The organism is Vibrio sp. Y176 (assembly GCF_033438945.1).
In genome coordinates this window covers 62,777-76,314 of the sequence record NZ_JAWOQS010000003.1, presented here as the reverse complement: position 1 = coordinate 76,314, position 13,538 = coordinate 62,777, and the positions used below count along the sequence as shown (strand labels likewise).

The window sequence follows — 13,538 nt, the reverse complement described above, 5'->3', positions numbered from 1 at the left end:
CCTTTATTTGTAGTACCAACGACTGAGTTATGCAGACGTGGGAATAATAAAGAGTAAAGGTAGATGATGAAAAAAACTCTATTAGCAGTGGCGCTACTTGGCGCATCTTCTGCGGCAATGGCGGATTCTTGGATTTACGGTGGTGCAACAGTAGGTCAGTCTGACTACAAAGGTGAGACGGACACATCATACTCTGTTCACGTTGGTACAGGCATTCTACCTATCATTGGTGTTGAAGCTGGTTTAACACAGCACGGTGAGTTCAACGTAAATGGTCAAGACACTAAGCTAACTTCTTACTACGCAGCACTTAAGCCAAGTATCGACTTCGGTCCGCTACACGTGTACGCAAAAGGTGGTTTCCATCAGTGGGACAAAAAAGTGAAAGGCGGCAAAGACGATGACGATTTGGACCTAATGTACGGTGTGGGTGCTGAGTACTTCATTTTTGGCCCAATGTCTGTTGGTGCTAGCTACATGAACTACACTGCTGGTAAAGACGATATCAGCACGTTCTCTGTTAACGCAACACTACATTTCCTATAAGCGTCAAGCTTTCTAACACCATATGAAACACACCGGCTTTATGTCGGTGTTTTTTTGTCTGGAAGTCACAAAACAAAAGTTGAACATAAATTATTCATTTTTAGAGTCTTAAAATGCCTATGCTTTCCAATATATAGTGGCGATTAAATGCGCATATTTGCGTAATGTTTCGCTTAGGAATCGATCAGGAAGGGATAGTATGAAAAAAACACTCTCGTTATTCGCTCTAACGTTGTGCTCAACGTCAGCAATGGCTGACTCTTGGATTTACGCTGGTGGTCAAATTGGTCAGTCCGATATCGACAGCGAAAATGATACAACTTATGGTATTCATGTCGGTACTGGTATTTTGCCATTCATTGGCATTGAAGCAGGCTACTTTAACCACGGCAAAGTGGATTTATCTTTGAGTGGCAGCAGGGGTAGTGCTGATTTTGATTCATTCTATTTAGCGGCGAAACCTAGTATCGACTTCGGCCCGTTACACGTTTACGCAAAAGGCGGCATCAATGCATTCAACGTTGATTATGACGGCGGACTGAGAAACTTAGACAAAGATGATGGCGTCTCTTATATGTATGGTGTTGGTGCCGAATACTTCTTGCTTGACAATGTGTCTGTGGGCGCGAGTTATCAAGCGTTTGGCGTGGATATTGAAGGCGATAGCGATACCGTTAGCAGCGTAACAGGGAACATCACCTTCCATTTCTTATAACGCTCGCTGGATGAAAGGTTTGCTGATTTGGTTTCGTCGTTAATTGTGAAACCAAATCAGCGCAGGTCTTCTCTATTTGCGCAGTGACTGGCTATGAACTTAAGTATTTCTTGTGTCTTTTCTAGTCTACAACCTACGACAAAATCAATCGTTAGACCTCATAATTTTTGTGTTGATATTATTTCCCCTTCATCTGTCTTGAATTGAGCTTAAAATGCAATAAATCACGACTTTTTGCAAAAATATGTGATTGCTGCTAAAATTAGTCCCGCTTTAAAACTTTAGAGTTCAAATTAATGGAGGGCGGTATTGGAGTTCTTCTCACCTGAGGGGCGTTTCAAATTCACGTTAAATTTGTATTTATGGATAATGCATTTAAAAAATATAGTATTGATACAACCGATTATCAGGTTGGACAGGATAACGTTCAAAAGTGGGGATTCGATATACATAACCCGGTTTTTGGCATTAGTGCGGGGCTCGTTGTTTTCTGCCTGATTTCACTTCTTCTTGTTGAGCCAACCACTGCTCGTGACGTATTAAACGGTCTAAAAAACGGAATTATCGAACAGTTTGATGCGTTCTTTATGTGGTCGACAAACTTCTTCTTATTGTTCGCCGTTGCTCTTCTTTTTTCTCCGCTAGGTAAAATCCGCTTAGGAGGCAAAGAAGCAACGCCGGATCACTCAACCGTTTCTTGGTTGTCGATGCTTTTCGCCGCGGGTATGGGTATTGGTCTTCTGTTCTGGAGTGTGGCTGAGCCGACCGCGTATTTCACTGATTGGTGGGGAATGCCACTTAACGCAGTACCATACACCGAAGAAGCAAAATCCCTCGCGATGGGTGCCACTATGTTCCACTGGGGTGTACATGGTTGGAGTATTTACGCACTCGTTGCACTAGCATTAGCGTTTTTTGCCTTTAACAAAGGTTTACCACTTTCATTGCGCGCGGCGTTCTATCCAATTTTTGGTGACCGTGCATGGGGTTGGTTAGGTCACGTTATTGATATCCTTGCCGTTTTGTCGACGCTATTTGGTCTTGCAACGTCGCTAGGTCTAGGTGCTCAGCAGGCGACCAGTGGTATTAACCATGTCTTTGGTCTAGAAGGCGGCATTGGTACACAAATGATTGTGATCACCTTCGTTACCTTTATCGCGGTGCTATCAGTGATTCGTGGTATTGATGGTGGTGTTAAGCTACTGAGTAACGTCAATATGGTGGTTGCGTTTGCGCTGCTTATTTTCATTACCTTCATCACGTTTGATACGGCGTGGAGCTCGCTACGCGACACAACAATGGCTTACATTGAAAATATTATTCCATTGAGTAACCCTCACGGTCGTGAAGATGAAACTTGGATGCACGGCTGGACGGTATTCTACTGGGCTTGGTGGGTATCTTGGTCACCGTTTGTTGGTATGTTTATCGCGCGTGTGTCTAAAGGTCGTACGGTTCGAGAATTCTTATTCGCAGTCATCGTTATTCCTACAGTTGTTACTTTGATTTGGATGTCTGTGTTTGGTGGTATCGCGCTTGACCAAGTGGTGAATAAAGTTGGTGAGCTAGGTGCAAATGGCCTAACTGATATTTCATTGACTCTGTTCCATGTTTACGATGCGCTTCCGTATAGCTCAGTGATTTCAATGCTTTCTATCGTGCTGATTCTGGTATTCTTTATTACATCGTCAGACTCTGGCTCGCTGGTTATCGATAGTATTACCGCCGGTGGTAAGATTGATGCACCAGTACCGCAACGCATTTTCTGGGCGTGTATTGAAGGCGCAATTGCAGCCGTAATGCTGTGGGTTGGTGGTAAAGAAGCCTTGCAAGCATTGCAATCAGGCGTTGTTGCAACAGGGTTACCGTTTACTTTTGTTCTGCTGTTGATGTGCGTAAGTTTGGTGAAAGGGTTAAGAACAGAACTGCCAGCTTACAAATAAATACAACACGATCCATGATTGAGTTTAAATGCCGAGCCTAATGTGCTCGGCATTTTTTATTTCTACTTTTCTTTTCCAATAATTTCGTTACAGTTTAGGCTTATTCCCACCTCATTAAACTGTATTATGTCACTGGCTAAACTCATTCTTATTCGTGGACTTCCGGGTTCAGGTAAAACAACCTTAGCAAAACAATTGGCAATAGATCTTGGTGCTAAGCATTTTGAAGCTGACATGTATTTTGAAAATGATGAAGGTGATTATCACTTTGAACCAGTTCAATTACCTCAAGCGCATGAGTGGTGTTTTCAGCAAACTAGAAAGTGGTTGAACAGAGGGAAAGTTGTGATTGTGAGCAATACGTTTGTTCGACATTGGGAGATGAAGCGTTACATGGACTACTGCATGAAGAAGCGCATCGAGGTGGAAATTAAAGTGTGCCACGGAGCGTATCAAAGCATTCATGATGTGCCACCAGCGACGATAGAAAAGATGCGACGCCAGTGGCAAGAGTGACCGTTACCAGAACCAGGGGTTACTGACCTCGTCCGTCAATCATCACAACGAATGTTTTGCTCATGATTGAAAGGTCCATTGAAATCCAAGAGTAGAACGAACCTAAGCTTAGTGCGTAACTGTGGTCAAACCCAACTTTACGTCGTACATCTTCAATGCAAGCATCATAGCCTTGGTTAACTTGCGCTAGGCCTGTAATTCCTGGTAATACGCCATATGTGCGTTCCACAAAATAAGGAATTTCATCTTCTAACTTTTGGTAGAAAGCAGGGCGCTCTGGACGTGGCCCGATCATCGACATTTCACCTCTCAACACATTAAACAGTTGAGGTAGTTCATCTAAACGCGTTTTGCGTAAAAAGCGTCCTACTGGCGTGATGCGAGGATCATTTTCAGTTGCCCATACTGCGCCAGAGCGTTGCTCTGCATCAATATACATGGTGCGAAACTTCATGATTTGAAAAAGATCCATTTTTTCTGGTGTACAGCGCCCAACACGCAGTTGACGATAGATCACTGGGCCTTTCGATGTGATTTTTATAGCTAGCGCGATAAATGGGAATAGCGGTGCAGTGACGAGCAAAATAAACATTGCAACCAGTACATCAAACGTTCTTTTCGCGTGGCATACATTTGAATCGTAGCGTGAGTTTTTCATGATGCTTTCCTTATTGGTTGACGCGTTTCCAACGTCCATTTTCCATTCCGAGTAAATACTTCATACCGCCGATAAAGTTAGCGAGATGACCAATGACGATGTAGCTAATCAGCTTAAAAGGTTTAATTGTGTTAAGTGCTGGCATCAAGTAAGTGATAAGCGCGATGCTATAAATGCCAACTTGAGCGAACAGCATTACTTGAAACAGCGGATTGTGTGCCAGTAGTAGTGAGCAAATAAAGCAAACAATCATCAAATAGGGTGTTGCTAAGCGTAGAACCTTTCCCGATAGAAATGCAAAGGCAGTGCCACGATAACGAGGTAGCAGTAATTGCTTTAATTGCATGAGCTGCTGCATGTTACCTGCTGAAATTCTTAGGCGCCGCTTGAAATCTGCGTTGTCTGAGCTCTGTTCTAGTTCAAGAGCCAGCATGTTTGGCTCGTAAATAGCGCTATAGCCTCGCAAAACGATTCTCATAGGGAGAATAAAGTCGTCATTAATGGTGCTGACTTCCAGTGGTTCAAATAAGTGAGTTCTGAAAGTGTAAAATGCACCGTGGGAACCAATCGTTGAACCTAACAAGGATTCTTGATGCTTTACTCGAGACTGGTATTGCCAATACGCCGCTTCACCTTGGTTATCAGTGCTCATTATTTGATATGTTGCGTTAACCACTCCAACGTTCTCATTTTGATAATGCTGACTAGCTAGCAATAGAGAATCGCAAGAAATCAATGCCGACGTGTCACTCAGTGCGGTAATGTCCGAGCTAACATGACGCATTTCTTCGTTGAGTAGGGCAACTTTACCGCGATTGACTTGGTGATCATTAATAATGAACAGAGTATCAGAGCAGATTGCTTCTTGAATTGTCGCTTGAGCAATCTCGGCTGTGTTATCTGTGCAGCCATCACATGCGATCACTACTCTTAATTTATCCCTCGGGTAGTCTAGGCTCGCAAGGTTACGGATCTTCTCTGCTATCCATTGTTCTTCATTGTAGGCGGGCACGATGACAGTAATAGAGGGTAGCTGGCTGTCTGTTTTGGAGGCTTTGTAAGCTCGCTCTACAAATGGTGCTTTGGTTTCGTCTTGCTGTTTTAAAGGAAGCCACTTAAGGAGCAGTGGGTACCCAACGTGATGATAGACAATCAAAAACGCGGATAAACCAAACCCTATAATCCAAAGTAAATCATTCATAGCTAGCCTCCTTGGCCAAACGTGAGTAGCGACTCACCATGTCTCTGATATCAAAGTGTTTGAGAATAAAAGTTCGAGGAGAGCGGTGTGATGATTCCAGTTGCTGTGATAACGCTTCGGCCAACGAAAACACGCGATTTGCTTCAACCAGTGTGCTGTTGTTCGGACAGAGCGTCTCTTTCACGCCGCCAACATCCGTCGCGACGCAAGGAATGTCACATGCTTGAGCCTCGAGGGTTGAGAGAGGAAATCCCTCTTGAAGTGATGGTAAGCAAAACAAGTCTAGGCTTTGGTAAAAGCTGGGCATATCGTCGACCAAGCCTAAAAAGGTTACTCGATCTTCAAGTTTTAACGTTCTAACTTGTGCTTCCAATTGAGCTCGCTGAGAACCATCTCCAGCAATGGCTAGGTGTGTGTTTGGCGTAAGATGAGAGAATGCTTCGATAAGCACTTTATGGCCTTTAACTGCTTCTAGACGCCCGGCAACGCCAATCACGATTTTGTCGGTTGGAAGTTCAAACAAGTGTCTTGTTGCCGTTTGGTCACCGCTTTTAAACTTCTGACAGTCAATCCCGTTATGGATAGTACAAACTTTGCGATACTTTAACTTAGTCTGTATTTGATGGGCGACAAAGTTAGCATCGGCAACTACTTGCGGGCGAATCATTTTTAGCAGTAGGGACTGCAGTCGAGCTGATTTTTTGTTATTAAGGTGCCATGCGTCGTGCTCGGTATGAATCACTACAGGTACGTGCGCTAAACGTGCAGCAATACCACCATACAGAAGTGGGCCGATATGATGGGTGTGGACCACGTCAGGCTTAAGTCCTTTGAGCATGGAAGTCAGCGTACTGATGGTTTTTCCGCTGAATCCAGGTTTCTTATTAAGAAAGTGCAGTTGGCCTTGGTAGGGCAATAGTTTTTGCCAGCCTTGTAGTGCATGTTCTTTGCTTCCTTCTAAGCTCACGACAAAAACGGAATGGTTTGGCTGCGCAAAACGAAGCATTTCTAGTACGAGCGTTTCTAAACCACCAGGAGCTAAGTGTTGCACGACGTGTAATATCACTTTTTTGCTGTGCTTAGTGTTATTGTGTTTTTGTCTGAATTCCATTTTCAAACCCTCGTTGAGTTCTTTGTTTATTTAGGAGTTGCAGACTGCGTGCCAAAAAATTAATCATTTAAAAACAATAAGTTAATATTGATGCTTGTGAGACTTTATGTTTATTCTCAATTTGAGATTCATATTAGTGGACATGCTATGAGGCTGTATAAGGCAGTAGTAAAAGAAAAGCACTCGCAGACCGAGTGCTTGTAAATGAGTTCTTATGGCGGTTAGTTTCCGTACACTACGTTAGGTAAAGTGGTGATGACAGGAACACCAAGGTGTTTTTCTAATGCTCTTTTAGAGCGGATAGAGTTATCGGCTAACTCAAGTATCGTCGCTAATCCAATGCCTAAACCAGCGCCACCAATAAATCCTAAAATGACAAATACAAAACTAGGTAAGTTAGTTGGAATCGTTGGCGTGAACGGTTCATCAATGATTTTTACGCGCTTATTCTCTTCAAACTCTCCCAAAGAGCCTGTTAGTTGGGCCATCTCATAGCGTTCGACGAGTTCGTCATACATTTCTCTCTTCACTGCGACGTCACGAGCTAAGCGGTTGATTTCTGTTGCCGTGCTCCCAAATTGGTGCGCATTTCGCTCTAATTCTTGGATCATGTCTCGCAAGCTGTTGGTTTCTTCCGTAAGTGCTTCAAAACGTCCGCGCATCATTTGTAATTGATGTAGTTGGGAGACAAGTAGAGGCTGTGCTTCGCCAAGACTGTTTACTGTGGTATTGCTCGCGATATCCCATAGTTGAGCACTGTTTAGTTCTGGTTGTTTAGAGTTCAAGAGTACCGAGCGTTCCTGCTCCAACCGGTTTAATTCTCGCAACTTACCTTGCACTAAACTATGCGCCTCTGTGTATTTAGCGCGAAGCAGGGTAAGTTCACTACGAATGTCGATGATTTGCTCTTCCAGTTTACCGATAACCGGGTTCGTTTTGGATAGTTGTTGATCCAAACTGCCTAGACTTCGTGAAACACCAGCAAGCTCCGCCTCCTTTTCGGCTAGCGTTTGTTTGAGGCTAGCAAGGCGAGTAAGGCTTTGAGCTTGCATTTCGGGCGTCGCGTCTGAGTAAGTATTTTTATACTCTGCAAAGGCTTGCTCTGCCTTGTCTAGTTCTTCCCTGCGTTTGTTGATATGGATAGTCAAAAAATGACTCGAATCTTTAATCGAAGAACGCTCAGGAGCCAAAAGCTGTTCGACAAAATGCTCTCTGACAGAGAGGAGCATCGACTCCATTCCTTCTGATTTACCACTTTGCAATTGAATTTGAATGAAGTCTTTACCGAGTGGCTGAACAGACAGGCGCGACGCAAGATCTTTTATGATGAACTCTTGCTCTTTTGCACTCATCTCGTCATTGATCAGCGATTGTTCTTTTGCGACAGAATACAAAACGTGTCGGCTTTTTAGCAGAGTACTGAGTGCGCTCAATCGGTCTTTAAGCATTGTTGAGACGGCAAGGTCTTGAAGGAACGGGTTCATTTTCGCTGTCTCTTGAATAAGCATGCTGGTATGAGCAACATAAGTCGTCGGAACCAGTTTACTTACGATGAAACCCAGCACAGGCAATACAAGCATAGGAATAACGATCATGTAGCGACGTCTCCAAGCTCCATGTAACAGTACGCTGAGGTTTTCTCTTAAATCGTTCATAGCGCCCTCACTAATTTATCAACTTGGTTGGCTCTTGCTTCCCAGCTTTGCTGTTGAACAAATGACTTTGAATCTGTCGGTGGCGGTAGGAGGTGATCGAGACTGGCACGCACGTCTTCGACATCTTGAACCACATGAAGCATATGTTTGTAGGGCATTAATGCAGGAAACGGTGTGCTGATAACAGGGGTTCCTGTTGCCAAGTACTCAAGAAGTTTAAGCGGATTACATGCCTTGATTTGAGCGTTATCAACAAAGGGCAACCAACTGGCATCCCAGTGTTGGGAGTAACGTGGCAGAGTGTGATGCGCTCTCGGGCCCAGGTAGTATACGTTGCATCTTTGTGGAAGTGGATTATCACTGAACTCGTTAGGGCCGATGAACACGAGATCCCAGTCAGGCGCTTGGTCTGCGACTTGGGCAATTAAGTCGTAGTCTAACCATTCAGACAAACTGCCATAAAAGCCCAGCACTTTGCGACCATTATTAGGAAAATCTTCAGCCTTAGGTGCTGGCTCAGAAAACAGACTAAAGTCGACACCGTGAGGCAAAGTGACGGTTTTACCAGATGGAAATTTGGTGGAGAGTGTTTCGCTTGCCGTAAAGATAACGCTGGCCGCATTAACAAGAGTATGTTCGTGCTTGGCCACCGTGTCGTGGTCAACACCAGCTAAAGCGCTAAAGTCATCGCCACAATAGTAAATCAGTCCACGTGGGTTCATTTCTGCACAAAGATCGGCAGCAGTCGGGAGCGACGTCCAAAATACAGGCTTATCAAAACCAAGAGCTTGTAATTGTTTATTGAGTTGGTGTTTCATCATCTTAGCGGCCACTTTTCTTGCTAATGCAGAGCTAGGGGCAGGAATGGTGAGCAAGTTGATGATGTGAATGTTTGGGCTTGTTTCAGAGTCCAATGTTGGCTTGTGTGAGCCTACGTTATGAAATACACGAGTGAGTTTGTTTAACGCACGCTGTATGTCTTTAGAATCCAGCTTAGGTTGACGAAGGCCAATGGAGTTAACCCAAAGGATGCGATGGTTCGCTGCTAGTCGCTTGACAATATGCTGAGTGGAAGAGGGTAACCCACCAAAATCTTCTCCAAATACTACGATGTCTGTCATGTGGCTCTCCTTGAGTCTTGGTTATTTGATTACTAATTAAGTGAGTAATCACAATGCGTGCCAAGGAATTATTTGTTATAAAACAGGTAATTAGACTTTCTATTGGTATTTGAAATTAGGGTTTCTCATTTTGACAATCACTTTGAACGATTCGGCTAACGACAACCGTTAATGCTGCCAGAATGTAAATTGGCCAAGTGAAACCTTGAGTCAGAAACGTGCCTGATACGATGGTACCGATAAGCCCACTTAACACGGCGTTTGCTCCTACAGAGAGGGTGTAATCTGATTTTGGTGTCAACAATGAGATGGAATGCAAAGAGGTGCGGATCAATGACACAATTAAAGTAATGAACACCGCGAGCCCGACAAAACCCGTTTCTGCTAACACGCCAAACCAAGTGCTATGGACGGCGTGGTTGATACCATCCCAGTGTGGGCTGTAGAAATAGTAATTAAAGTAGAAGTTATCTAGACCTACGCCAGTCAACGGGTGATGCAGCGCCATTTTAAATGCCGCTTCCCACGCATAAAGTCGCCCCATCGCAGAGGCATCTATACCATCCTCAGCGGCTCCCCCCGATTCTCGTCCTGAAATACCAGCGAATGCGTAGAGTACGATCGCTGCGATAGCGCCTAATACCAAGACTAATGTTTTGCTTTTGATGTGTTTAAAAGCAAAGTAGGCAAATACAGACAGTGAACCTAGTAACCCCCCGCGGCTCTGCGTCTCAATGATCGCAAAGAACAAAACCAAACAGGTGATAAGGGCAAAGAGCCTGAGATGCTTGGGGGAATGCTTCTCCATCAATTGACTAACGGTAAAGGCAAGGGGGAACATCAGCACTAGTGCCAAATCGTTAGGATCGCCAAGTACTGAACCTATGGATCGTCCTATTGACACGCGCGTTCCTTCGACTAAATCAATGCCATTCGCAGCGTTTTGTAATGCCACTAAGCCAATCAATAATCCGGCGAAAATAATTGCTTTTGACATCTGAGCGAGCTGTGAAGGTTTAGTAATAAGCCAGGTGATGGCCAACGTCATAATGATGATTTTCCAATAGGTATTTTTGAACACCGTTATTGCGATATCACGACTGGAAGCGAATATGATTCCGATGATCACCAGACCCCAAAATATACACAGCCACTTTAATGAAGGGTGCCAAAAAGCTGTAATCTGGCGGCTTATAAGAAGGTGAAAAGCGAGTGCGGCGAGTGCCCCCAGTGATAAGAGTAATGGGATCTTGAAGTTATAGATAACAGGAAAGGCTTCGTGAATACGAAAGAATGAAAAAATAACGAACAGTGTGACAAGCCAAAACGTTTGATTGAGAACAAACAGTAACGCGAGTGGTGCGAAACACAACGCAACAATCAAAATGGGATGAGGCATAACAATCCAAAGCAGGCCGATACCGACAGTGATCGTCAGTGCTGCGATGGAATGTTTTGTTCTCACCTTGGTTTCATTCATAACGAGTATCTCTTCACCTGTCCACGCCTTTTCACTACGTATCGAGTGAGAGCATTTAGCGTCTCTTTACTCATGTAGCGAGTGGCTATCCATGCCAGCAAACTGCATGTCAAAATGCAAATTGCGATGGCGATGCCTATTGATTGTGAAGAGTGAAGCAGGAACAGTGCCACACCGGATATAATCTGTAATAAAACCATCAAACTGAGGTGAAAAGGCAACGTCATACATTGTTGGCCTACTACATAAGTCAGGCCCAACTTACACAGTTGTGCGTAATAAAGCGCAATGAACACACCATAAATGCCCAGAGAAGATAAGCCAAACAGCAAAGCAATCGCAACGCACGCAGAGACGACATTTATACCCAGTAGCCAGCGAGTACGACGCTTGTACAAAATGGAGATGTTAATCAGCTCGCTCCATTCTTTTAACATGGCGATAGGTAGCAAGAATAAGCTGAATAGTACCGCCTCATGATAGGTTTCTGGCAGTAAGTGGGTGATCATCACCATTGCTAATGTGCCAACCACTACACTCAAACCTGTAATGTAAATCATACCTAAGTGTGTGATGCGCACTGCTTCAGTGTTCTTGCGCCCTTCTAAGTAGTTAAATCGACGTGGCATCCACCACATGCCAAACGGCTGCACTAAAATACACATGCCCACTGCAAATTTTACCGCTATCGCGTAAATCCCTAACGTCGCAAGAGAAGTGTTGGCACCAATGAACCAGCGTTCAGCGCCATTGAGACAAAATGCTACTAAACCGGCCATCATCATTGGTAGGCAGTAGTTTAGGTATTGTTTTGCCAATGCCAGCTTAGGAAGGGTGACGTTGTAATGGTTCACGATGTGCAGCCAAACAAATTGAGTAATAGCAGCTAACAAGCCCCCCCACAAAACAGAAATAACATGGGGATGAACAGACAGCGCCGCGACGATAAAAATGACCTGAAAAATGGTGGTAGTGACCATGACGTTAAGCAGTGTTCTTGCTTTGTCGTCTTGTGTTCTTAACCAGGCGGTGCCGATTGCAATACTGCCTTCTAGAACGATAGCAAACATAACAATAGCGAATTCGACTCGCGTAAAAGGCGCGGGAATGGGGGCGATTAAAATGATAGTGAGCAAGCTAAGAGCGACGACGCCAGCGATGAGTAAAGCAAGTGAGTACAGCTGGTTTAGTAGACTTGTGCGCGTATTTTGATCCTTTTCAACGCCGACGAATCGATAAAGCGCTTCATGCAAAGCGAAACTGACGAACAAGGTCGTAACAACACCAAAGGTTGTTAGAAGCTCAAGCTTGCCCATTTGCTCTGGTGAGAGAAAGTGGGGCAATACAGGCAGCATGATTAGGCTGATGCTTTTATTGATCACTAAGGCGATAGCAAATAGCGTCATGTTGGTCATTGCTTTAGACATGATCATATCCTTTGATGTCTTGCGGTGTCTTGAGTGTGCAATCATTGTTGGTAGCAATTTCGCTAGCGAGGTGTTGGGCGATTGGTAAATAACAACGTTCGGCTGTGTATAGTTGAGAAACATTGAGTGCTTCGATACCCATCGTTACTTTCATCCACGGCGATTCATTCAAAAGGCGAATTGCGTTGTGTAACGAAGCCACATTGTTAGGCGTGTATTTAATACAATTTCGGCCGTGAGTTAACACGCGGTCCCAATAACTATCATCATGTGGAATGACGACACACATACCTGCAGCGAGAGCTTCCAAAATAGATAACCCAAAAGGTTCGTTGAGACTGGTGGAAACAAACACACCACACTGTGAACGCAATTCATCTAAGTTGTTTGGGCACTCATGCCATTCAACACCTTGTGTGTTGAAGTCCGGTGTTGAATATTCCACACCTGCCACATTAGGTTTGATGTAACACACGGTGGATTTGATCTTTTTCGACTCATCAAGTGTTAAAGCATCAAGCAAAAGATCGATGTTCTTCCATTTTAGTAAGCTAGCTGCCCAGAAAACGCGGCTTGAAATCGGATTCGCTTGTTTTGGCCAGCGATCTTTCGATAATCCATTAACAAACGTAGATGTATTCAAACCACACCAATAGCGTTCGGTGGCTGGCTTCTCTGTTTTGAGGTAGACCTGTAATGCTTCTACCATTGATTCGCGGGTGTTTGCCAAGTAGTAAATTGCCGATGCTTTTACTAAGCAGTAGCCAGCAGATCTCGATCGTCCAATAGGACCATGAACCATCTGTACCACAGGCTTTTTGCTAATTAATCGTAGTAAGTACAAAGGCATATCATTACTTGGGCAAGATAGGCCCAAAAAGCTATCTATTTTTGGCAGCTTCATGCACGCGTAGAGAAGTTGGAGAAAGTAGTAAGCGTTCATCAACCAGTAGGTCAGGCCATGAGTCGAGTTAAATGGTGATGGTTTTATTTTTATAACTTGCACACGCGGAGTATCACTAAGCAGTGACGCCCAATGCTCTGGATTTGTAGTGAGTAGATAACCAATCACGTTCAGCTTATCGCACTGCTTAAGGAGCTCTGCATTCGCGATTTTGGATCCACCTTGCATTGGGATGGCGTCGAACATCAATACACGTTTCAT

Annotated in this window: 12 protein-coding genes; 4 read left to right on the top strand and 8 right to left on the bottom strand. The window is 44.2% G+C overall.

Annotated features, from left to right (window positions below; translation table 11 throughout):
• Positions 1-66: 66 nt before the first annotated feature.
• The 4 genes from R7O13_RS08715 (at position 67) to R7O13_RS08700 (ending at position 3,720) form a co-directional block, all read left to right on the top strand.
• Positions 67-546 (top strand): outer membrane beta-barrel protein, encoded by a 480-nt coding sequence (locus tag R7O13_RS08715; protein ID WP_238844466.1) that lies wholly within the window; start codon positions 67-69, stop codon positions 544-546.
• Between the two features lie 199 nt (positions 547-745).
• Positions 746-1,261 (top strand): outer membrane beta-barrel protein, encoded by a 516-nt coding sequence (locus R7O13_RS08710; RefSeq protein ID WP_005377661.1) that lies wholly within the window; start codon positions 746-748, stop codon positions 1,259-1,261.
• Between the two features lie 362 nt (positions 1,262-1,623).
• Complete coding sequence (locus tag R7O13_RS08705) at positions 1,624-3,204, top strand: BCCT family transporter (protein ID WP_005377659.1); 1,581 nt, start codon at positions 1,624-1,626, stop codon at positions 3,202-3,204.
• A gap of 126 nt (positions 3,205-3,330) precedes the next feature.
• Positions 3,331-3,720 carry an AAA family ATPase gene (locus tag R7O13_RS08700; protein ID WP_053303090.1) on the top strand — a complete coding sequence of 130 codons (390 nt, stop codon included), beginning with the start codon at positions 3,331-3,333 and terminating at the stop codon, positions 3,718-3,720.
• A 19-nt stretch (positions 3,721-3,739) separates the two neighbouring features.
• On the opposite strand, the gene R7O13_RS08695 is transcribed toward R7O13_RS08700, so the two are convergent.
• From R7O13_RS08695 to R7O13_RS08660, 8 genes are all read right to left on the bottom strand, one after another.
• Positions 3,740-4,378 carry a sugar transferase gene (locus tag R7O13_RS08695; RefSeq protein ID WP_005394228.1) on the bottom strand — a complete coding sequence of 213 codons (639 nt, stop codon included), beginning with the start codon at positions 4,376-4,378 and terminating at the stop codon, positions 3,740-3,742.
• A gap of 10 nt (positions 4,379-4,388) precedes the next feature.
• Complete coding sequence (locus R7O13_RS08690) at positions 4,389-5,579, bottom strand: glycosyltransferase family 2 protein (RefSeq protein ID WP_318303591.1); 1,191 nt, start codon at positions 5,577-5,579, stop codon at positions 4,389-4,391.
• The gene (locus R7O13_RS08685; RefSeq protein WP_053350562.1) at positions 5,572-6,690 is read right to left on the bottom strand and encodes a glycosyltransferase; all 1,119 of its coding nucleotides are present in this window, start codon (positions 6,688-6,690) and stop codon (positions 5,572-5,574) included. The genes R7O13_RS08690 and R7O13_RS08685 overlap by 8 nt, the downstream gene beginning before the upstream one ends.
• 221 nt (positions 6,691-6,911) lie before the next feature.
• Positions 6,912-8,345, bottom strand: a complete 1,434-nt coding sequence (locus R7O13_RS08680) for a GumC family protein (protein WP_005377649.1) — start codon at positions 8,343-8,345, stop codon at positions 6,912-6,914.
• Positions 8,342-9,466, bottom strand: a complete 1,125-nt coding sequence (locus R7O13_RS08675; RefSeq protein ID WP_318303588.1) for a glycosyltransferase — start codon at positions 9,464-9,466, stop codon at positions 8,342-8,344. Before R7O13_RS08675 ends, R7O13_RS08680 begins: the two co-directional genes overlap by 4 nt.
• 115 nt (positions 9,467-9,581) lie before the next feature.
• Positions 9,582-10,946 (bottom strand): O-antigen ligase family protein, encoded by a 1,365-nt coding sequence (locus tag R7O13_RS08670; protein WP_318303587.1) that lies wholly within the window; start codon positions 10,944-10,946, stop codon positions 9,582-9,584.
• On the bottom strand, positions 10,943-12,373 hold the full coding sequence (locus tag R7O13_RS08665) for a lipopolysaccharide biosynthesis protein (RefSeq protein WP_318303586.1): 1,431 nt from the start codon (positions 12,371-12,373) through the stop codon (positions 10,943-10,945). Before R7O13_RS08665 ends, R7O13_RS08670 begins: the two co-directional genes overlap by 4 nt.
• On the bottom strand, positions 12,366-13,538 hold the full coding sequence (locus R7O13_RS08660) for a glycosyltransferase (protein WP_213877484.1): 1,173 nt from the start codon (positions 13,536-13,538) through the stop codon (positions 12,366-12,368). The genes R7O13_RS08665 and R7O13_RS08660 overlap by 8 nt, the downstream gene beginning before the upstream one ends.

Excerpts from the sequence above, each read along its gene's own strand:
- R7O13_RS08715 (WP_238844466.1), top strand. The coding sequence starts at position 67 with ATGAAAAAAACTCTATTAGCAGTGGCGCTACTTGGCGCATCTTCTGCG.
- R7O13_RS08710 (WP_005377661.1), top strand. The coding sequence starts at position 746 with ATGAAAAAAACACTCTCGTTATTCGCTCTAACGTTGTGCTCAACGTCA.
- R7O13_RS08705 (WP_005377659.1), top strand. The coding sequence starts at position 1,624 with ATGGATAATGCATTTAAAAAATATAGTATTGATACAACCGATTATCAG.
- R7O13_RS08700 (WP_053303090.1), top strand. The coding sequence starts at position 3,331 with ATGTCACTGGCTAAACTCATTCTTATTCGTGGACTTCCGGGTTCAGGT.
- R7O13_RS08695 (WP_005394228.1), bottom strand. The coding sequence starts at position 4,378 with ATGAAAAACTCACGCTACGATTCAAATGTATGCCACGCGAAAAGAACG.
- R7O13_RS08690 (WP_318303591.1), bottom strand. The coding sequence starts at position 5,579 with ATGAATGATTTACTTTGGATTATAGGGTTTGGTTTATCCGCGTTTTTG.
- R7O13_RS08685 (WP_053350562.1), bottom strand. The coding sequence starts at position 6,690 with ATGGAATTCAGACAAAAACACAATAACACTAAGCACAGCAAAAAAGTG.
- R7O13_RS08680 (WP_005377649.1), bottom strand. The coding sequence starts at position 8,345 with ATGAACGATTTAAGAGAAAACCTCAGCGTACTGTTACATGGAGCTTGG.
- R7O13_RS08675 (WP_318303588.1), bottom strand. The coding sequence starts at position 9,466 with ATGACAGACATCGTAGTATTTGGAGAAGATTTTGGTGGGTTACCCTCT.
- R7O13_RS08670 (WP_318303587.1), bottom strand. The coding sequence starts at position 10,946 with ATGAATGAAACCAAGGTGAGAACAAAACATTCCATCGCAGCACTGACG.
- R7O13_RS08665 (WP_318303586.1), bottom strand. The coding sequence starts at position 12,373 with ATGTCTAAAGCAATGACCAACATGACGCTATTTGCTATCGCCTTAGTG.
- R7O13_RS08660 (WP_213877484.1), bottom strand. The coding sequence starts at position 13,538 with ATGAAACGTGTATTGATGTTCGACGCCATCCCAATGCAAGGTGGATCC.